Source organism: Leclercia sp. M50, from assembly GCF_037150775.1.
Classification (GTDB): domain Bacteria; phylum Pseudomonadota; class Gammaproteobacteria; order Enterobacterales; family Enterobacteriaceae; genus Enterobacter.
On the sequence record NZ_JBBCPK010000081.1, the window covers coordinates 1 to 19,999 of the forward strand.

The window sequence follows — 19,999 nt, forward strand, 5'->3', positions numbered from 1 at the left end:
ACCGATCTCCACGCCGTTCATTGCGGCCAGACAGGCTGCAACCAGCACGTCAGGACGGTCAGCGGAGGTAACCAGCAGGGAACCTGCACGGAAGTGCTCCAGCATGTGCGGAATGCTACGCGCACAGAAAGTCACGGACTTCACGCGACGGGTATTGATATCGCCTTCGTTCACGATAGTGGCGTTCAGGTGACGCGCCATGTCGATAGCACGAGTGGCGATCAGATCGAAGCTCCACTGCACCGCGCCCAGCACTGGCAGCGGGCTGAATTCCTGCAGCTTAGCCGGATCGATTTTCACGATTTTTGCTTTGGACGAGTCGTCGAAAATTTCGGACAGGTCAGGGCGGGTACGGCCTTGCTCATCAACCGGTGCGTTCAGTTTGTTAACAATCACGCCGGTGATGTTGCTGTTTTTCGCGCCGCCGAAGCTGCTGCGGGTCAGCTCAATACGCTCTTTCAGCTGTTCCGGGGTATCGGTACCCTGGGACATCACAAACACGATTTCCGCGTTCAGCGTTTTGGCAATTTCAAAGTTCAGAGACTGGGCAAACTGATGCTTGCGCGTCGGAACCAGGCCTTCTACCAGTACCACTTCCGCATCCTGGGCGTTAGCGTGGTAGTTAGCGATGATCTCTTCCATCAGCACATCTTTCTGGTTGCTGGAGAGCAGAGACTCAACGTGGCTCATCTTCAGCGGTTCAGCGGCTGGCAGGTTAGAGTTTGCACGAACAATAGTGGTGGTCTGGTCTGGTGCGTCGCCACCAGCACGTGGTTGAGCGATTGGCTTAAACACGCTCAGACGAACGCCTTTGCGTTCCATCGCACGGATAACACCGAGGCTGACGCTGGTCAGGCCTACGCTGGTTCCGGTCGGGATCAGCATAATAGTACGGGACACGATTTATCCTCTTTCGTTACCGCCGAAAACGGGCGGGCTTCAAAACAGCACCGCCAGCATTGCTGGCGGTGGGGAATCAGGCAGTCAGACGGCTCGCGTCTTGCGCGATGACCAGCTCTTCATTGGTTGGGATAACCATTGCGAGCGTGGTGCCTTCTTTGTTGATGAAGCCAGACTTACCGAAGCGCGCGGCCAGGTTACGTTCATGGTCAACATCAAAGCCCAGCACGCCCAGTTTGCCCAGGGAGAGTTCGCGCACCATTGCCGCGTTCTCACCGATACCGCCGGTGAAGACCACGCCATCCAGACGACCGTCCATCAGCGCAGTGTAAGAGCCGATGTATTTCGCCAGACGGTGGCAGTAAACATCCATTGCACGTTTCGCGTCTTCTTTCTCGGCGTAGTTGTCTTCAACGTAACGGCAGTCGCTGGTCACTTCGGTCAGACCCAGCAGGCCAGACTCTTTGGTCAGCATCTTGTTGATATCTTCTACGCTCATACCCAGGGTATCGTGCAGATGGAAGATGATCGCTGGATCGATATCACCGGAGCGGGTACCCATGACCAGGCCTTCCAGCGGGGTCAGACCCATGGAGGTATCAACACATTTGCCGTTACGGATAGCAGAAACAGAACCGCCGTTGCCCAGGTGGCAAGTGATGATGTTCACTTCTTCTACCGGCTTGTTCAGCATTTTTGCTGCTTCTTGCGTGACGTAGAAGTGGCTGGTGCCGTGTGCGCCATAGCGACGAACGCCGTGCTCTTTGTACAGTTTATACGGCAGGGCATAGAGGTAAGACTCTTCCGGCATGGTCTGATGGAACGCGGTATCAAATACGGCCACGTTCTTGTCTTTCAGCTGCGGGAAGGCTTTCAGTGCTTCAGCGATACCGATCAGGTGAGCCGGGTTATGCAGCGGTGCAAAAGAGGCTGAGTCTTTAATACCCTGAATAACGCTGTCATCGATGACCACAGATTTGGTGTACTTCTCGCCACCATGAACGATACGGTGACCAATTGCGGTCAGCTGGGCGGACAGTTCCGGTTTTTGTGCCAGAATAGTGTTAACGATAAAGTTCAGCGCTTCGCTGTGAGCGGCGCCTGCACCTAAAGCCGCTTCCTGTTTGCTGCCGTCCATTTTCCACTTCAGACGTGCTTCAGGGAGATGGAAACATTCGGCCAAACCAGAAAGGTACTCTTCACCGTTGAGCGCATCGATGATGGCGAATTTCAGGGAAGAGCTACCGCAGTTCAGAACCAGTACTAACTTACTCGACATGGAAGTACCTATTATTGATACGTGGCTAAAAAAACGTCAGTGAGTCAAGGATCGTAGCGCAAGATATCGCTGACATTTATGATTAACATCATGCCCGAAGGACATTCTGGCATGACGAAAAGAATACATATGATTTTATGCCATTTTGCGCATTTTTCCGGCAATGGCATAATGTGCGATAATTTGACGAGTGAACGTTCCTCGTCTAGGGCCTTTGCAGGCCGGCACAGGATACCCGATACTGGGTAGCGCTGACAAAAGTTTTTGAACGTTGTCATGAGCAGTTGTGGTTTTGCACGAATTTTTTAAATTTTATATGTGAAGTTGAGGTAAGCCATGTCGACACCCGAGAATCCATCCGTGAGCTTTTTTAGCCTGTTTCGCCGGGGACAGCACTATGCAAAGACGTGGCCACTGGAAAAGCGCCTGGCGCCCGTCTTTATTGAAAACCGGGTGATCCGCGCCACCCGTCACGCTATCCGCCTGATGCCGCCTCTCGCGGTCTTTACTCTGTGCTGGCAGATTGCGCTGGGCGGACAGCTTGGTCCTGCTGTTGCTACCGCGCTGTTTGCCCTGAGTCTGCCTATGCAGGGGCTGTGGTGGCTCGGCAAACGCTCGGTCACACCGCTGCCGCCATCCGTGTTGTCCTGGTTCTATGAGGTGCGCGGCAAATTGCAGGATGCTGGTCAGGCGCTCGCGCCGGTAGAGGGGAAACCCGATTATCAGGCGCTGGCTGATACGCTGAAGCGGGCATTCAAGCAACTTGATAAAACATTCCTTGATGACTTGTGATTGATCATCGAAACGATGACCAAAAGAAGGCACAGTAACCCACCGTTACCGTGTCTTTTTTAAAGCTGCCATGCGCAACAGGAGTCGAAAGATGGAAATGACCCACGCTCAACGTCTTATTTTGTCCAATCAGTACAAAATGATGACTATGCTTGATCCCGACAACGCAGAGCGCTATCGCCGCTTGCAGACTATCATCGAACGTGGCTTTGGTTTACAGATGCGCGAGCTGGATCGCGACTTTGGCGAACTGAAAGAAGAGACCTGCCGCATCGTCATCGACATCATGGAGATGTATCACGCCCTGCATGTCTCCTGGACCAACCTGAAAGATGCCCAGAGCATCGACGAACGTCGTGTCACCTTCCTGGGTTTTGATGCGGCCACTGAATCCCGTTACCTGAGCTATGTCCGCTTTATGGTCAATGTCGAAGGACGCTATACCCATTTCGATGCCGGTACGCATGGCTTTAATGCCCAGACCCCGATGTGGGAAAAATACCAGCGCATGCTCAGCGTATGGCACGCTTGTCCTCGCCAGTACCACCTGAGCAGTAACGAGATCCAACAAATTATTAATGCCTGACGGAGGTAGATGTGCAGTGTAAAGGTTTTCTGTTTGATCTGGACGGTACGCTGGTCGATTCGCTACCGGTTGTAGAACGCTCCTGGTGCCGTTGGGCCGACAGACATGGCATCGACCATCAGGACGTACTGAATTTTATCCATGGCAAACAGGCCATAACCTCTTTACGGCACTTTCTCCAGGGAAAAAGTGAAGCGGAAATTCAGGCGGAGTTCAGCTGGCTTGAGCAGGTCGAGGCCACCGATACCGACGGTATTACCGCGCTGCCGGGGGCCCAGGCGCTGCTCACCCATCTGAATGAATCGGCGATCCCCTGGGCTATCGTCACCTCCGGTTCGGTTCCTGTGGCTCATGCGCGTCATAAAGCGGCAGGCCTGCCGCTGCCGGAAGTCTTTATCACCGCGGAGCGGGTCAAGCGCGGCAAGCCAGAGCCCGATGCCTTTTTACTGGGCGCGGAGCTGCTGGGGCTGGCACCTGAAGCGTGTGTGGTGGTAGAAGATGCCGCAGCCGGCGTGCTGGCGGGACTCAATGCCGGAAGCCACGTCATTGCCGTCAATGTCCCCGCTAACTCGCCGCGTCTGGATGAGGCGGATTTTGTGCTTACCACGCTGGAGGCACTCGCCGTCAGCCGCGAGCCCGACGGGAATGTAACAGTCACCCGGAAAATGTAATCACATGATTTAGCCCCACATTGCTGGGGCTTTTTTATGGCACTATCTGACGCACTCTTTTCTGACAAGGATCTGTTGTGAACGGTGAACTCATCTGGGTGTTAAGCCTGCTTCTTATCGCCATTCTTCTTTTTGCAACCGGCAAAATCCGCATGGATGCTGTGGCGCTGCTGGTGATCGTCGCTTTTGTGCTGAGCGGCACCTTAACCCTCCCGGAAGCCTTTTCAGGCTTTAGCGATCCCAACGTGATTCTCATTGCCGCCCTGTTTATCATCGGCGACGGCCTGGTGCGGACCGGCGTGGCAACCAGCATGGGTACCTGGCTGGTGAGCGTGGCGGGCAACAGCGAGACCAAAATGCTGGTCTTTTTGATGCTCACCGTGGCCGGACTCGGGGCCTTTATGAGCTCCACCGGTGTGGTGGCTATTTTCATTCCTGTGGTGTTGAGCGTCTCCATGCGCATGCAGATTTCGCCGTCGCGCCTGATGATGCCGCTGAGCTTTGCCGGCCTTATCAGCGGCATGATGACGCTGGTGGCGACCCCGCCAAACCTGGTGGTAAACAGTGAACTGCTGCGTGAAGGCCTGGACGGTTTCAGCTTCTTCAGCGTGACGCCGCTGGGGCTGGTTGTCCTGGTGATGGGCATTGTCTATATGCTGTTGACCCGCTTTGCCCTGAAAAGCGAAAAGCAGGATAAAACCCGCGACGGCTGGAAGCGCCGCACGTTTCGCGATCTGATCAAAGAGTATCGCCTCACCGGGCGGGCCCGCCGTCTGGCGATCCGCCCCGGTTCACCGCTGATTGGGCAGCGTCTGGATGATTTAAAACTCCGCGAACGCTACGGGGCCAACGTCATCGGCGTGGAGCGCTGGCGCCGTTTTCGTCGGGTTATCGTCAACGTAAACGGTGTATCGGAGTTTCGCGCCCGTGACGTGTTGCTCATTGATATGTCTTCGGCAGAGGTCGATCTGCGCGAATTTTGCAGCGAACAGCTGCTGGAGCCGATGGTCCTGCGCGGGGAGTACTTCTCCGATCAGGCGCTGGATGTGGGGATGGCCGAGGTCTCGCTGATCCCTGAGTCGGAGCTGCTCGGCAAAACCATTCGCGAAATCGGCTTTCGTACCCGGTACGGTCTGAACGTCGTGGGGTTAAAGCGCGACGGCGAGGCGATGAACGGCTCGGTGGTGGATGAGCCCCTTCAACTGGGGGATATCTTCCTGGTGGTGGGTAACTGGAAGCTGATTACCCAGTTGGGGCAGAGAGGGCGAGACTTTGTGGTGCTCAACCTGCCTGTCGAGGTCAGCGATGCATCCCCTGCCCATAGCCAGGCACCGCACGCCATTTTTTGTCTGGTGCTGATGGTCGCTCTGATGCTGACCGACGAAATCCCCAATCCGGTGGCGGCGATCATTGCCTGTCTGCTGATGGGGAAATTCCGCTGTATTGACGCTGAAAGCGCTTACAAAGCGATTCACTGGCCGAGCATCATTTTGATCGTCGGCATGATGCCCTTTGCGCTGGCGCTGCAAAAAACTGGCGGTGTCGATTTAGTGGTGAAAGGTCTGATGGAGCTCGGCGGCGGCTATGGCCCATACATGATGCTGATGTGCCTGTTTGTTATGTGCGCCACGATCGGACTGTTTATCTCCAATACCGCAACCGCTGTATTGATGGCGCCCATTGCGCTGGCGATGGCGAAATCGATGGGAGTTTCACCTTATCCGTTCGCCATGATGGTGGCGATGGCCGCTTCCGCGGCGTTTATGACGCCGGTGTCGTCACCGGTTAACACCCTGGTGCTGGGGCCGGGAAGATACAGCTTTAGCGATTTCGTTAAGCTTGGCGTGCCCTTCACGATCCTGGTGATGGTGGTGTGCGTAGTGATGATCCCGATGTTGTTCCCGTTCTGACAGTTTTGCCCGGCGGCGCTAAGCTTGCTGCCTGGAAACCGTAGGCCCGGCAAGCGAAGCGCCGCCGGGCATAACTCACAACGGCGAATCCTGGCTAATCTCATCCAGCGAGAGCTGGAAGCTCGGGACAAACACCTCCATGAAGTAGTCCATCTCCTCGCTACGGCGCGCTTCGAGCGTCTTCTCCAGACGCGTTTTCGCCAGTAAAAACTCGTGATTGCCGGCAGAGAGCTCTTCCAGACACTTCAGGTAGGCGCACAGCGCATCGGCCTGCTTCACAATGAAGTGCTCCTCTTCGCTATAGCTCTGCTCGTCTATTAACGGGGCAAAAATATCGCGAAGCTCGTCCGGCACCATATCGACCAGCTTCTGCTGGGCGATTTTTTCAATCGCCTTGTACTCCTGGGCGATTTGCGAGTTGAAGTATTTTACCGGCGTGGGCAGATCGCCCGTCAGCACTTCTGAAGCATCGTGGTACATCGCCAGCAGCGCGATACGTTCGGCGTTTAGCTGACCATTGAACTTACGGTTTTTGATGGCGGCCAGCGCGTGGGCGACCATCGCTACCTGCAGGCTGTGTTCGGAAACGTTCTCGGTGCGCACATTGCGCATCAGCGGCCAGCGGTTGATCAGTTTCAGTCGGGAAAGATGGGCGAAGAAATGACTCTGACTCATAAGTTACCTTAAATCTGCACAGCGACAGGTTTCATTGTGAGGGGAGGGGCGGTGAGATGCAAATCGGGCTGCCTGTGGCAGCCCGATTATCGTTTACTGATGGTATCCGGAGAGGAAGCGTCCGAACCGGCTGATGGCCATCTCCAGCTCATCTTCACGCGGCAGCGTTACGATGCGAACATGGTCCGGCCACGGCCAGTTAAATGCCGTTCCCTGTACCAGCAACACTTTTTCCTGCAGCAGGAAGTCGAGCACCATCTTCTGATCGTCAAAGATGTTGAAGCGTTTGATGTCGATTTTCGGGAACATATAGAGGGCGCCGTTTGGCTTCACGCAGGAGACGCCTGGAATATCGTTGATCAGCTCCCACGCGCGCTGCCGCTGCTCATACAGACGCCCGCCCGGCACGATAAATTCGCTGATGCTCTGATAGCCACCCAGTGCGGTCTGGATCGCATGCTGGGCCGGAACGTTGGCGCACAGACGCATGGAGGCCAGCATCTCAAGGCCTTCGATATAGCCTCTGGCGTGTTTCTTCGGTCCGTTCAGCACCATCCAGCCCTGGCGGAAGCCCGCAACACGATAGGTCTTTGACAGGCCGTTAAAGGTGACGGTCAACAGATCCGGTGCCAGCGCGGCAATAGAGTGGTGCTGCGCGGCGTCATACAGAATTTTGTCGTAGATCTCATCCGCGAAGATGATCAGATTATGCTGGCGGGCCAGCTCGACGATCTCCAGCAGCAGCTCTTTGGAATAGACGGCGCCGGTGGGGTTGTTCGGGTTGATGATGACGATCCCGCGGGTGCGCGGCGTAATTTTGGCGCGAATATCATCCAGGTCCGGGAACCAGTCAGCCGATTCGTCACACAGGTAGTGCACCGCTTTACCGCTGGAGAGGGACACGGCCGCAGTCCAGAGCGGGTAGTCCGGAGCGGGAACCAGCATTTCGTCTCCGCTGTTCAGCAGGGCCTGCATCGCCTGGACAATCAGCTCGGAAACACCGTTACCAATGTAGATATCTTCTACAGTCACATCGCGCATACCCTGCGCCTGATAGTGCTGCATGATCGCTTTTCGCGCAGAGTAGAGACCTTTGGAGTCGCTGTAGCCTTGCGCCGTCGGCAGGTTGCGAATCACATCAACCAGAATTTCATCCGGTGCATCAAAACCAAATGGCGCCGGGTTGCCGATATTGAGCTTAAGTACTTTATTACCTTCTTCTTCGAGACGCTTTGCCTCTTTAAGAACCGGGCCACGAATGTCATAACAAACGTTATCTAACTTGCTGGATTTTTCGATGGGTGACATGAATCTTTGACCTTTTCACTGTTATTGCGACGTCCTGCCGTGGAAGTCAGCACGAAACAATGTACTCCTCGAACGCCCGATTTTGAAGCGTTGGCAGAAGAAGATTTTGTGCATTGCTGCCGCTTTGCCCTGAATCTTTTAACTCTTTTTTAATGGGTTAGTCACTTTAACGTATGTATTTTTGGTTTTTGTTGGTGTTTTGTCCTGTTGTGGGTGTTTTAATATGGATTTTACACTGTAAAAAAGGGGGGAATTGAGCGGCTTGCGCTGGTGGTGCTACAGTTTCCTGTAGTGATTTTTCGTAAAAGCTGAATGAAACTCACTGGTATTCGCTTTCCTGCCTTTTTATATTAACGTTGCTCATGTGAAATTAATGTTAAGTATTATTAATCATTAAGTCCGGTTTCAATTATTGTTTATTTCTAAATAAAGACGAAATCGCAACTTTCGTTAATATTAATAAAATTAGTTTAGCTAGTTACCATTCAGGTTAAATCAAAGGATTTGCAATAAGGCTTATAAAGAAAAAGGTTTTAGGGTAAGATGTATGCCGGGTTTAGCGATGAAAGATAACAGGTCACAGCAGGCCTTGATGCCTGGACCTTTAATAGTTTATTGTAATTGCTGGAATTATCTCTGCCTTGAGAAGTTAAGCGATACCATTGCCGCTCAACCTGTACTGCGATAAAGTTAACGTTGGATATGCATCTTCTTTAATCGAATTTACATCATCCGGCAAATACCTATATATCTCGAACGATTTTGAGAATAAAAATAACGTCAGATAAGTTGTTTCTGACCACTGATATAACCAGCACAATTACATTATGCAGGCCCCTGCCAGACCGGGACGTCAGCGGATTTCGTTCAGAAGGAACTGTATTACTTTTACGCACACAGCTTAAACCCGGGGCAGCTCCGTACGAGCAACCTGTAAGTGAAAAGATATGATTAATGCAAATCGTCCGATACTGAATCTCGACCTCGATCTGCTGAGAACCTTTGTGGCGGTCGCCGATCTGAACACCTTTGCTGCTGCTGCGGCGGCAGTTTGCCGTACCCAGTCCGCAGTAAGCCAACAAATGCAACGACTGGAACAACTGGTCGGTAAAGAGCTTTTTGCCCGTCATGGCCGCAATAAGCTGTTAACGGAGCATGGTATTCAGCTCCTGGGTTACGCCAGAAAAATCCTGCGCTTCAATGATGAAGCATGTTCATCATTAATGTTTAGCAACCTGCAGGGTGTCTTAACATTAGGCGCCTCTGACGAGTCGGCCGACACCATTCTGCCGTTCCTGCTCAATCGCATCAGTTCGGTTTACCCGAAACTTGCTCTTGATGTCAGAGTGAAACGCAACGCCTTTATGGTTGATATGTTGCAGGAGCAGGAGGTCGATCTGGTGGTGACCACCCATCGTACCAGCCAGTTCGAATGTCTGACGCTGCGCACCTCGCCGACACACTGGTACTGCGCCGCCGAGTTCACGCTGCAGCGCGGCGAGCCGGTGCCGTTAGTCCTGCTGGACGAGCCCAGCCCGTTTCGCGACGTTGTGCTGGCTACGCTCAATGCCGCCAATGTCCCATGGCGAATGGCCTATGTCGCCTCCACACTGCCTGCGATCCGCGCCGCGGTAAAAGCGGGCCTCGGCGTAACGGCACGCCCGGTGGAGATGATGAGCCCCGATTTGCGTGTGTTAGGCAAAGCGGACGGATTGCCCGCGCTGCCGGATACGGAATATCTGTTGTGCCATAATCCGGCCAGTAACAACGAGCTTGCGCAGACCATCTTTAGCGCCATGGATGATTACCATAACCCCTGGCAGTACAATACAGTGACTCAACAAGGAGGGGATGACTCGGTAATCATTGAAAGTGATTTCGAGTAAAAGGGTCCCTAATAATCTGATAACAATTCGTCCAGACGATAACGAACCACTGCTGCTGCCTCTGCGCACAGTGGTTCTTTTTTTGCATGAGATTCCAGAGATTTGATTTAAGTCATTGCTAATTTTGTGTTTTATCAATCTGATAGATATCCTGCCTTTCTCCAAAACCCCGCTATACTTGTTCTTTCTAATGTCAATGGGCATGTTAAAAAAGCAGCAAAGATGTTGCTGTTTTTTTGATTGAATTAACAAAAGCGTGTCACAGATCAAGAAAATACTCCTCTTTGGGGGGAGGAATCGACGGCAAATCCTGTCAAAATAGGCGGGTAATCTTTGTATTAGTTCATTACGGACACGATTCAACACCCCCACGCAGGTACGCGCCTCACACTTAATGAGGGTAAAGGGCATTAAATGTTAATGAAGTTCGATCAATGTAATTTAATGTGAAGAAACTTTTGTTAAAGTTGACAAAAGGTTATAGAAAGGAGTAAAAAACCACATCATTTTGCTGTCTATGTCTCATTTTTCGACAGTTAGTGTACGGTTATTTGTTCCTCCCCATGAATCGATGTGATGCCCATCTGCCAGAAAGAGCAGTGTTTCAGGTATCACTTTTGATGAGTAAGCAATGAGTATGTCAACATCCACAGAAGTCATCGCTCATCACTGGGCATTCGCAATCTTTCTTATCGTTGCCATTGGCCTGTGCTGCCTGATGCTAGTCGGCGGCTGGTTCCTGGGCGGTCGCGCCCGCGCAAGGCACAAAAACACGCCATTCGAATCGGGTATCGATTCGGTAGGTACCGCGCGTTTACGCCTGTCTGCCAAGTTCTATCTGGTAGCCATGTTCTTCGTCATTTTCGACGTAGAAGCGCTTTACCTGTTCGCATGGTCGACCTCCATTCGTGAGAGTGGCTGGGTAGGCTTTGTCGAGGCCGCAATTTTCATTTTAGTGTTACTGGCCGGTCTGGTTTATCTGGTGCGTATTGGCGCGCTGGACTGGACACCTGCACGTTCACGCCGTGAACGTATCAACCCGGAAAACAGTATCCCTAATCGTCAGCAGTAACAGCGAGGCAATAAGATGGATTATACGCTCACCCGCATAGATCCTAACGGTGAGAATGACCGTTACCCCCTGCAAAAGCAGGAGATCGTAACCGACCCCCTGGAGCAAGAAGTCAACAAAAGCGTGTACATGGGCAAGCTCGAGCATGCCATGCACGATATGGTCAACTGGGGTCGTAAGAACTCCATCTGGCCATACAACTTTGGCCTTTCTTGCTGCTACGTTGAAATGGTGACGTCATTCACTGCGGTGCATGACGTTGCGCGTTTTGGTGCGGAAGTACTGCGTGCATCTCCGCGTCAGGCTGACCTGATGGTGGTAGCGGGCACCTGCTTTACCAAAATGGCACCGGTCATTCAGCGTCTGTACGACCAGATGCTCGAGCCAAAATGGGTTATCTCCATGGGCGCTTGTGCCAACTCTGGCGGCATGTACGACATCTATTCCGTCGTACAAGGCGTAGATAAGTTTATCCCGGTTGACGTTTATATCCCGGGCTGCCCACCGCGTCCGGAAGCCTACATGCAGGCGCTGATGCTGTTGCAGGAGTCGATTGGCAAAGAACGCCGCCCGCTCTCCTGGGTTGTGGGTGACCAGGGCGTGTACCGCGCTAACATGCAGTCTGAGCGCGAGCGTAAACGCGGTGAACGTATCGCAGTGACCAATCTGCGGACACCAGACGAAATTTAATTTGCGCCTGTGGGCATGGAGATAACCTTCGCATATCACTATTCAAATAGCGCGAAGCCACGCCCAACAGTCACCACGGACCTTTTGCAATGGTGAACACTATGACCGACTTAACCGCGCAAGACGCCGCCTGGCAAACACGGGATCATCTGGATGACCCGGTCATCGGCGAACTGCGCAACCGTTTTGGGCCGGATGCCTTTACTGTTCAGGCCACCCGCACCGGGGTACCCGTTGTTTGGGTGAAGCGTGAGCAGTTACTGGAAGTGGTTGATTTCCTCAAGAAACTGCCTAAACCTTACGTCATGCTGTTTGACTTACACGGCATGGACGAACGTCTGCGTACTCACCGCCAGGGTTTACCCGCGGCGGATTTTTCCGTTTTCTACCACCTGATCTCAATAGACCGCAACACGGATATCATGCTCAAGGTGGCATTGTCTGAAAACGACATGCATCTGCCGACGATCACCAAACTCTTCCCGAACGCTAACTGGTATGAGCGTGAAACCTGGGAAATGTTTGGCATGACCTTCGATGGCCACCCGCATCTGACGCGCATTATGATGCCGCAGACCTGGACCGGTCACCCGCTGCGTAAAGACTACCCGGCGCGCGCCACCGAATTCGACCCGTTTGAGCTGACCAAAGCCAAGCAGGATCTGGAGATGGAAGCGCTGACCTTCAAGCCGGAAGACTGGGGCATGAAGCGCAGCACCGACAACGAGGACTTCATGTTCCTCAACCTCGGTCCAAACCACCCCTCCGCGCACGGTGCGTTCCGTATTATTCTGCAGCTTGATGGTGAAGAGATCGTCGACTGCGTGCCAGACATCGGCTACCACCACCGTGGTGCCGAGAAGATGGGTGAGCGTCAATCCTGGCACAGCTACATTCCGTACACCGACCGTATCGAGTACCTCGGCGGCTGCGTAAACGAAATGCCGTACGTGCTGGCCGTTGAGAAACTGGCAGGCATCACCGTGCCGGATCGCGTTAACGTGATTCGCGTTATGCTCTCTGAACTGTTCCGTATCAACAGCCACCTGCTCTACATCTCCACCTTCATTCAGGACGTCGGCGCGATGACCCCGGTCTTCTTCGCCTTTACCGACCGTCAAAAGATTTACGATCTGGTGGAAGCGATCACCGGTTTCCGTATGCACCCGGCCTGGTTCCGTATTGGCGGCGTCGCGCATGACCTGCCGCGCGGCTGGGATCGTCTGCTGCGTGAATTCCTCGACTGGATGCCGAAGCGTCTGGCCTCTTACGAGAAAGCCGCGCTGCGTAACTCCATCCTGAAGGGCCGTTCCCAGGGCGTTGCTGCCTATGGCGCGAAAGAGGCGCTGGAGTGGGGCACCACCGGTGCTGGCCTGCGCGCCACCGGTATCGATTTCGACGTGCGTAAAGCGCGTCCTTACTCTGGCTATGAAAACTTCGACTTTGAAGTGCCGCTGGGCGGCGGTGTTTCCGACTGCTACACCCGCGTGATGCTGAAAGTGGAAGAGCTGCGCCAGAGCCTGCGCATCCTTGAGCAGTGCCTCAACAACATGCCGGAAGGCCCGTTCAAGGCGGATCACCCGCTGACCACGCCGCCACCGAAAGAGCGCACGCTGCAGCATATCGAAACCCTGATCACGCACTTCCTGCAGGTTTCCTGGGGTCCGGTTATGCCGGCGCAAGAATCCTTCCAGATGATTGAAGCGACCAAGGGTATCAACAGTTACTACCTGACCAGCGACGGCAGCACCATGAGCTACCGTACCCGTGTACGTACGCCAAGCTTCCCGCACCTGCAGCAGATCCCGTCAGCCATTCGCGGCAGTCTGGTCTCTGACCTGATTGTGTATCTGGGTAGTATCGATTTTGTTATGTCAGATGTGGACCGCTAATTATGCACGAGAATCAACAACCACAAACCGAGGCTTTTGAGCTGAGTGAAGCAGAGCGTGCCGCCATTGAGCACGAGATGCACCACTACGAAGACCCGCGTGCGGCGTCCATTGAAGCGCTGAAAATCGTACAGAAACAGCGTGGTTGGGTGCCGGATGGCGCGATCTATGAGATTGCAAAAGTGCTGGGTATTCCGGCGAGCGACGTCGAAGGCGTGGCAACGTTCTACAGCCAGATCTTCCGTCAGCCGGTAGGCCGTCACGTGATCCGCTACTGCGACAGCGTGGTATGCCATATCACTGGTTATCAGGGCATTCAGGCTGCGATTGAGAAGAAGCTCAATATCAAGCCGGGCCAGACCACCTTTGACGGTCGTTTTACCCTGCTGCCAACCTGCTGCCTGGGTAACTGCGACAAGGGGCCGACCATGATGATTGATGAGGACACTCACAGTTATCTGACGCCGGAAGCCATTCCTGACCTGCTGGAGCAGTACAAATGAAAACTGTAATTCGTACTGCTGAGACGCATCCGCTGACCTGGCGTCTGCGTGATGACAAACAGCCGGTATGGCTCGAAGAGTACCAGAGCAAAAACGGCTATGCCGGGGCGCGTAAAGCTCTCTCCGGCATGGCGCCGGATGAGATCGTTAACGCGGTTAAAGACGCTGGCCTGAAAGGGCGCGGTGGCGCAGGCTTTTCCACCGGTCTGAAGTGGAGCCTGATGCCAAAAGACGAATCCATGAACATCCGTTACCTGCTGTGTAATGCCGATGAGATGGAGCCGGGCACCTATAAAGACCGCCTGCTGATGGAGCAGCTGCCGCACCTGCTGGTGGAAGGCATGCTGATCTCCGCCTTCGCCCTGAAAGCCTATCGCGGCTACATCTTCCTGCGCGGCGAGTACATCGAAGCGGCAGAGAACCTGCGTCGCGCGATTGCCGAGGCGACCGAAGCGGGCCTGCTTGGCAAAAACATTCTCGGCACCGGTTTCGACTTCGAGCTGTTCGTGCACACCGGGGCAGGGCGTTATATCTGCGGGGAAGAGACCGCGCTGATTAACTCTCTGGAAGGGCGTCGCGCCAATCCGCGCTCCAAGCCGCCATTCCCGGCGAGCTCAGGCGTATGGGGTAAACCGACCTGCGTGAACAACGTCGAAACCCTGTGTAACGTTCCGGCTATCCTCGCCAACGGCGTGGAGTGGTATCAGGGCATCTCCTCAAGTAAAGATGCCGGTACCAAGCTGATGGGCTTCTCCGGCCGCGTGAAAAACCCTGGCGTCTGGGAACTGCCGTTCGGCACCACCGCCCGTGAAATTCTTGAAGACTACGCTGGCGGTATGCGTGATGGCCTGAAATTCAAAGCCTGGCAGCCGGGTGGGGCAGGGACAGACTTCCTGACCGAAGCGCACCTTGACCTGCCGATGGAATTCGAAAGCATTGGTAAAGCAGGCAGCCGTCTGGGTACGGCGCTGGCGATGGCCGTCGACCACGAGATTGGCATGGTGTCGCTGGTGCGTAACCTGGAAGAGTTCTTCGCCCGCGAGTCCTGCGGCTGGTGTACTCCGTGCCGCGACGGTCTGCCGTGGAGCGTGAAGATCCTGCGTGCTATTGAGCGTGGCGAAGGCCAGCCTGGCGATATCGAGACACTTGAGCAACTGTGTCGATTCCTGGGCCCAGGTAAAACCTTCTGTGCGCATGCGCCAGGTGCGGTTGAGCCGCTGCAGAGCGCGATTAAATATTTCCGCGACGAATTCGAAGCAGGCATCAAGCAGCCGTTCAGCAATACCCATTCAATCAATGGGATTCAGCCGAACCTGCTGAAAGCGCGCTGGTAATTCCTTACGCAAAATCATTCAGTCTGCGTCAAGGCGGCGACTGAGTGAGGACCAGGAGCTTACATCAGTAAGTGACTGGTGTGAGCGAGGGAAGCCAACGCAGAGGCAGCCTGAAGGATGAAGCGTAAAAAGAATTTTGATTAACGCTCGGTTTATACCGAGACAACTGGAAGCATGCTAATGGCTACGATTCATGTAGACGGCAAAGAATATGAGGTCAACGGGGCGGACAACTTGCTGGAAGCTTGTCTGTCTCTCGGCCTTGATATTCCGTATTTTTGCTGGCATCCGGCGCTGGGGAGCGTCGGTGCTTGCCGCCAGTGTGCGGTGAAGCAATATCAAAACGCGGAAGACACGCGTGGTCGCCTGGTAATGTCCTGTATGACGCCAGCCGCCGAAGGTACCTTTATTTCTATCGACGATGCGGAAGCCAAAGAGTTCCGCGAAAGCGTGGTAGAGTGGTTGATGACCAACCACCCGCACGACTGTCCGGTCTGTGAAGAGGGCGGTAACTGCCACCTTCAGGATATGACCGTGATGACCGGGCACAGCTTCCGTCGCTATCGCTTTACTAAACGTACTCACCGTAACCAGGACCTGGGGCCGTTCATCTCTCACGAAATGAACCGCTGCATCGCCTGCTACCGCTGCGTGCGTTACTACAAAGACTACGCGGATGGTCAGGATCTGGGCGTCTATGGCGCGCATGACAACGTCTACTTCGGTCGTCCGGAAGACGGTACGCTTGAGAGCGAATTCTCCGGTAACCTGGTAGAGATCTGCCCGACCGGCGTCTTCACCGACAAAACCCACTCCGAGCGTTACAACCGTAAGTGGGACATGCAGTTTGCGCCAAGCATCTGCCAGCAGTGTTCGCTGGGCTGTAACACCAGCCCGGGTGAACGTTACGGCGAACTGCGTCGTATCGAAAACCGTTACAACGGTACTGTTAACCACTACTTCCTCTGCGACCGCGGTCGTTTCGGCTATGGCTATGTGAACCTGAAAGACCGTCCGCGTCGTCCGGTTCAGCGCCGTGGCGATGACTTCATCACCCTGAACGCTGAACAGGCGATGCAGGGCGCGGCGGATATTCTGCGCCAGTCGAAGAAAGTGATCGGTATCGGCTCCCCGCGCGCCAGCATCGAAAGCAACTTCGCGCTGCGTGAACTGGTGGGTGCGGATAACTTCTACACCGGTATCGCCCAGGGCGAGCAGGAACGTCTGCAGCTGGTGCTGAAAGTGCTGCGCGAAGGCGGTATCCATACCCCGGCGCTGCGCGAAATCGAATCCTATGATGCGGTACTGGTATTGGGCGAAGATTTGACCCAGACCGGCGCTCGCGCAGCCCTGGCGGTTCGTCAGGCGGTGAAAGGGAAAGCGCGTGAAATGGCAGCGGCACAGAAAGTGGCTGACTGGCAGATCGCGGCTATCCTCAACATCGGTCAGCGCGCGAAGCATCCGCTGTTCGTGACCAACGTTGATGACACCCGTCTCGACGACATCGCCGCCTGGACCTACCGCGCGCCGGTGGAAGATCAGGCCCGTCTCGGCTTTGCTATTGCTAACGGCCTGGACAGCAGTGCCCCGGCCGTTGAGCTGGATCGCGATCTGCAGAACAAAGTTGACGTTATCGTGCAGGCGCTGGCCGGTGCGAAGAAACCCCTGATCATCTCCGGTACCAACGCCGGCAGCAGCGAGATCATTGAAGCGGCAGCGAACGTGGCCAAAGCGCTGAAAGGCCGTGGCGCCGACGTTGGCGTAACCATGATTGCCCGTGCGGTAAACAGCATTGGTCTGGGTATGATCGGCGGCGGCTCTCTGGAAGAGGCGCTGAGTGAGCTGGAATCTGGTTCTGCGGATGCCGTTGTCGTACTTGAAAACGATCTCCACCGCCATGCTTCTGCCGCACGCGTAGATGCTGCGCTCTCTAAGGCGCCGCTGGTGATGGTTATCGACCATCAGCGCACCGCCATTATGGACAAAGCGCACCTGGTGCTCTCTGCGGCAAGCTTCGCGGAAAGCGACGGGACGGTGATTAACAACGAAGGCCGCGCCCAGCGCTTCTTCCAGGTTTATGACCCGGCCTACTACGACAATACCACCCTGATGCTGGAAAGCTGGCGCTGGCTGCACTCCCTGCACAGCACCGTGCTGAGCCGTGAGGTGGACTGGACGCAGCTCGACCACGTGATCGACGCCGTTATTGAAAAGCTGCCGCAGCTGGCAGGCATCAAAGATGCGGCGCCGGAAGCGAGCTTCCGCATTCGCGGCCAGAAACTGGCGCGTGAACCGCATCGCTACAGTGGCCGTACTGCAATGCGCGCCAATATCAGCGTACACGAACCGCGTCAGCCGCAGGATAAAGACACCATGTTCGCCTTCTCGATGGAAGGGAACAACCAGCCGTCTGCGCCACGTTCGCAGATCCCATTCGCATGGGCGCCAGGCTGGAACTCCCCGCAGGCATGGAACAAATTCCAGGCTGAAGTGGGTGGTTCTCTGCGCCACGGCGATCCGGGCGTACGCCTGATTGAAGCCAGCGAAACCGGTCTGGCGTTCTTCTCCACCGTTCCGGCACGCTTCCAGGCAGAAGAGGGCAACTGGCGTATTGCGCCGTACTACCATCTGTTTGGTAGCGACGAGCTGTCACAGCGTTCCCCGGTCTTCCAGACCCGCATGCCGCAGCCTTACATCAAGCTCAACCCGGCAGACGCCGCGAAGCTTGGCGTGAACGCGGGCGCGAACATCAGCTTTAGCTATGAAGGCCAGACAATCAGCCTGCCGCTGATTATCTCTGAAGGTCTGACAGCAGGGCAGGTGGGTCTGCCGATGGGTATGCCTGGCATCGCCCCGGTGCTGGCCGGCGCGCGTCTTGATAACCTGCAGGAGGCAAAAGCATGAGTTGGTTAACGCCGGATCTTATCGATATCCTGCTGAGCATCCTGAAAGCGGTTGTTATCCTGCTGGTGGTGGTCACCTGCGGTGCGTTCATGAGCTTTGGTGAACGTCGTCTGCTCGGTCTGTTCCAGAACCGTTACGGACCGAACCGCGTGGGCTGGGGTGGTTCACTCCAGCTGGTCGCGGACATGATCAAGATGTTCTTTAAAGAGGACTGGATCCCGCGCTTCTCGGATCGCGTGATCTTTACTCTGGCACCGATGATCGCCTTTACCTCGCTGCTGCTGGCGTTTGCTATCGTTCCGGTCAGCCCGACCTGGGTGGTCGCTGATTTGAACATCGGCATTCTGTTCTTCCTGATGATGGCAGGTCTCGCGGTTTACGCGGTACTGTTTGCAGGCTGGTCCAGTAACAACAAATACTCCCTGCTGGGTGCGATGCGTGCGTCTGCGCAGACGCTCAGCTACGAAGTGTTCCTGGGTCTCTCCCTGATGGGCGTGGTGGCGCAGGCCGGTTCATTCAACATGACCGACATCGTCAACAACCAGGCCGACATCTGGAACGTTATCCCGCAGTTCTTTGGTTTTGTTACCTTTGCTATCGCCGGTGTGGCAGTGTGTCACCGCCACCCGTTTGACCAGCCAGAAGCCGAGCAGGAACTGGCTGACGGTTACCACATTGAATATTCCGGTATGAAGTTCGGTCTGTTCTTCGTGGGCGAGTACATCGGTATCGTCACCGTTTCCGCATTGATGGTCACGCTGTTCTTTGGTGGCTGGCATGGCCCGTTCTTACCGCCGTTCATCTGGTTCGCGCTGAAAACCGCGTTCTTCATGATGATGTTCATTTTGATTCGCGCTGCATTACCACGTCCGCGTTATGACCAGGTAATGTCCTTCGGCTGGAAAGTGTGCCTGCCGCTGACGCTCGTCAACTTGTTGGTAACGGCGGCTGTCATTCTCTGGCAGCAGCCATAAGGGGCTTTGAGATCATGACCTTAAAAGAATTATTGGTAGGTTTCGGCACCCAGGTACGCAGTATCTGGATGATCGGCCTGCACGCGTTTTCTAAACGCGAAACCCGGATGTATCCGGAAGAACCGGTATATCTGCCGCCGCGCTACCGTGGCCGTATCGTGCTGACGCGCGATCCGGACGGTTCGGAGCGCTGCGTTGCCTGTAACCTGTGTGCGGTAGCCTGTCCGGTAGGCTGTATCTCTCTGCAGAAAGCAGAGACGGTGGACGGTCGCTGGTACCCTGAGTTCTTCCGCATTAACTTCTCACGCTGCATCTTCTGCGGCCTGTGTGAAGAAGCGTGCCCGACCACGGCGATTCAGTTGACCCCCGATTTCGAACTGGGTGAATTCAAACGTCAGGATCTGGTGTACGAGAAAGAGGATCTGCTGATTTCCGGTCCGGGCAAATACCCGGAATATAACTTCTACCGGATGGCGGGTATGGCAATCGACGGCAAAGATAAGGGCGAAGCAGAGAACGAAGCCAAGCCTATCGACGTCAAGAGCCTGTTACCGTAAGGAGAGGGGCAATGGAATTCGCTTTTTATATCTGTGGCCTGATCGCCATCCTGGCTACGCTGCGAG

17 protein-coding genes are annotated in these 19,999 nt (G+C 54.8%); 13 read left to right on the forward strand and 4 right to left on the reverse strand.

Annotated elements, in window-relative coordinates; translation table 11 throughout:
- Together WFM46_RS17825 and ackA are read right to left on the reverse strand one after the other, a co-directional pair.
- A partial coding sequence (locus WFM46_RS17825) for an AAA family ATPase (protein WP_336998161.1) occupies positions 1–900 on the reverse strand: 900 nt, incomplete at its 3' end.
- Positions 901–976: 76 nt separating this feature from the next.
- Positions 977–2,179, reverse strand: coding sequence for an acetate kinase (ackA, locus tag WFM46_RS17830; RefSeq protein ID WP_114386044.1), 1,203 nt, complete (start codon positions 2,177–2,179; stop codon positions 977–979).
- A 336-nt stretch (positions 2,180–2,515) separates the two neighbouring features.
- On the opposite strand from ackA, the gene yfbV reads away from it, so the two are divergent.
- The 4 genes from yfbV (at position 2,516) to WFM46_RS17850 (ending at position 6,138) form a co-directional block, all read left to right on the forward strand.
- Entirely contained in the window at positions 2,516–2,971 is a 456-nt protein-coding gene (gene yfbV, locus WFM46_RS17835) for a terminus macrodomain insulation protein YfbV (RefSeq protein WP_103180482.1), read from the forward strand.
- Positions 2,972–3,062: 91 nt separating this feature from the next.
- Positions 3,063–3,557, forward strand: coding sequence for a YfbU family protein (locus WFM46_RS17840; RefSeq protein WP_103180480.1), 495 nt, complete (start codon positions 3,063–3,065; stop codon positions 3,555–3,557).
- 11 nt (positions 3,558–3,568) lie between these two features.
- Positions 3,569–4,228, forward strand: a complete 660-nt coding sequence (locus WFM46_RS17845) for a sugar phosphatase (RefSeq protein WP_156654955.1) — start codon at positions 3,569–3,571, stop codon at positions 4,226–4,228.
- Positions 4,229–4,305: 77 nt separating this feature from the next.
- Positions 4,306–6,138, forward strand: a complete 1,833-nt coding sequence (locus WFM46_RS17850; RefSeq protein WP_103180477.1) for an SLC13 family permease — start codon at positions 4,306–4,308, stop codon at positions 6,136–6,138.
- 75 nt (positions 6,139–6,213) lie between these two features.
- Here WFM46_RS17850 and yfbR read toward each other — a convergent pair whose 3' ends face one another.
- Together yfbR and WFM46_RS17860 are read right to left on the reverse strand one after the other, a co-directional pair.
- The gene (gene yfbR / locus WFM46_RS17855; RefSeq protein ID WP_103180476.1) at positions 6,214–6,813 is read right to left on the reverse strand and encodes a 5'-deoxynucleotidase; all 600 of its coding nucleotides are present in this window, start codon (positions 6,811–6,813) and stop codon (positions 6,214–6,216) included.
- Between the two features lie 93 nt (positions 6,814–6,906).
- A complete protein-coding gene (locus WFM46_RS17860) occupies positions 6,907–8,121 on the reverse strand; it encodes a pyridoxal phosphate-dependent aminotransferase (protein ID WP_103180475.1) in 1,215 nt (404 codons plus the stop codon).
- Positions 8,122–9,068: 947 nt separating this feature from the next.
- On the opposite strand from WFM46_RS17860, the gene lrhA reads away from it, so the two are divergent.
- The 9 genes from lrhA to nuoI all read left to right on the forward strand — a co-directional run bounded on the left by lrhA (position 9,069) and on the right by nuoI (position 19,933).
- Entirely contained in the window at positions 9,069–10,007 is a 939-nt protein-coding gene (lrhA, locus tag WFM46_RS17865; RefSeq protein WP_336998162.1) for a transcriptional regulator LrhA, read from the forward strand.
- A gap of 631 nt (positions 10,008–10,638) precedes the next feature.
- Positions 10,639–11,079: an NADH-quinone oxidoreductase subunit NuoA gene (nuoA, locus tag WFM46_RS17870; protein ID WP_103825145.1), complete on the forward strand. Its 441-nt coding sequence runs from the start codon at positions 10,639–10,641 to the stop codon at positions 11,077–11,079.
- 15 nt (positions 11,080–11,094) lie between these two features.
- Positions 11,095–11,769, forward strand: coding sequence for an NADH-quinone oxidoreductase subunit NuoB (gene nuoB, locus WFM46_RS17875; protein ID WP_003861482.1), 675 nt, complete (start codon positions 11,095–11,097; stop codon positions 11,767–11,769).
- An 89-nt stretch (positions 11,770–11,858) separates the two neighbouring features.
- Positions 11,859–13,661 (forward strand): NADH-quinone oxidoreductase subunit C/D, encoded by a 1,803-nt coding sequence (gene nuoC, locus WFM46_RS17880; RefSeq protein ID WP_103180472.1) that lies wholly within the window; start codon positions 11,859–11,861, stop codon positions 13,659–13,661.
- Positions 13,662–13,663: 2 nt separating this feature from the next.
- A complete protein-coding gene (gene nuoE / locus WFM46_RS17885) occupies positions 13,664–14,164 on the forward strand; it encodes an NADH-quinone oxidoreductase subunit NuoE (RefSeq protein WP_014170998.1) in 501 nt (166 codons plus the stop codon).
- Positions 14,161–15,498: an NADH-quinone oxidoreductase subunit NuoF gene (gene nuoF / locus WFM46_RS17890; protein ID WP_103180470.1), complete on the forward strand. Its 1,338-nt coding sequence runs from the start codon at positions 14,161–14,163 to the stop codon at positions 15,496–15,498. Before nuoE ends, nuoF begins: the two co-directional genes overlap by 4 nt.
- A 180-nt stretch (positions 15,499–15,678) precedes the next feature.
- Positions 15,679–18,402 (forward strand): NADH-quinone oxidoreductase subunit NuoG, encoded by a 2,724-nt coding sequence (gene nuoG, locus WFM46_RS17895; protein ID WP_139156354.1) that lies wholly within the window; start codon positions 15,679–15,681, stop codon positions 18,400–18,402.
- Positions 18,399–19,376 (forward strand): NADH-quinone oxidoreductase subunit NuoH, encoded by a 978-nt coding sequence (gene nuoH, locus WFM46_RS17900; protein ID WP_336998163.1) that lies wholly within the window; start codon positions 18,399–18,401, stop codon positions 19,374–19,376. The genes nuoG and nuoH overlap by 4 nt, the downstream gene beginning before the upstream one ends.
- 14 nt (positions 19,377–19,390) lie before the next feature.
- The gene (gene nuoI / locus WFM46_RS17905) at positions 19,391–19,933 is read left to right on the forward strand and encodes an NADH-quinone oxidoreductase subunit NuoI (protein WP_103180465.1); all 543 of its coding nucleotides are present in this window, start codon (positions 19,391–19,393) and stop codon (positions 19,931–19,933) included.
- The last annotated feature ends 66 nt before the right edge of the window (positions 19,934–19,999 follow it).

Bases quoted from the DNA above. Each gene is read 5' to 3' on its own strand.
- ackA (WP_114386044.1), bottom strand. From the start codon at position 2,179: ATGTCGAGTAAGTTAGTACTGGTTCTGAACTGCGGTAGCTCTTCCCTG.
- yfbV (WP_103180482.1), top strand. From the start codon at position 2,516: ATGTCGACACCCGAGAATCCATCCGTGAGCTTTTTTAGCCTGTTTCGC.
- WFM46_RS17840 (WP_103180480.1), top strand. From the start codon at position 3,063: ATGGAAATGACCCACGCTCAACGTCTTATTTTGTCCAATCAGTACAAA.
- yfbR (WP_103180476.1), bottom strand. From the start codon at position 6,813: ATGAGTCAGAGTCATTTCTTCGCCCATCTTTCCCGACTGAAACTGATC.
- WFM46_RS17860 (WP_103180475.1), bottom strand. From the start codon at position 8,121: ATGTCACCCATCGAAAAATCCAGCAAGTTAGATAACGTTTGTTATGAC.
- lrhA (WP_336998162.1), top strand. From the start codon at position 9,069: ATGATTAATGCAAATCGTCCGATACTGAATCTCGACCTCGATCTGCTG.
- nuoA (WP_103825145.1), top strand. From the start codon at position 10,639: ATGAGTATGTCAACATCCACAGAAGTCATCGCTCATCACTGGGCATTC.
- nuoB (WP_003861482.1), top strand. From the start codon at position 11,095: ATGGATTATACGCTCACCCGCATAGATCCTAACGGTGAGAATGACCGT.
- nuoC (WP_103180472.1), top strand. From the start codon at position 11,859: ATGGTGAACACTATGACCGACTTAACCGCGCAAGACGCCGCCTGGCAA.
- nuoE (WP_014170998.1), top strand. From the start codon at position 13,664: ATGCACGAGAATCAACAACCACAAACCGAGGCTTTTGAGCTGAGTGAA.
- nuoF (WP_103180470.1), top strand. From the start codon at position 14,161: ATGAAAACTGTAATTCGTACTGCTGAGACGCATCCGCTGACCTGGCGT.
- nuoG (WP_139156354.1), top strand. From the start codon at position 15,679: ATGGCTACGATTCATGTAGACGGCAAAGAATATGAGGTCAACGGGGCG.
- nuoH (WP_336998163.1), top strand. From the start codon at position 18,399: ATGAGTTGGTTAACGCCGGATCTTATCGATATCCTGCTGAGCATCCTG.
- nuoI (WP_103180465.1), top strand. From the start codon at position 19,391: ATGACCTTAAAAGAATTATTGGTAGGTTTCGGCACCCAGGTACGCAGT.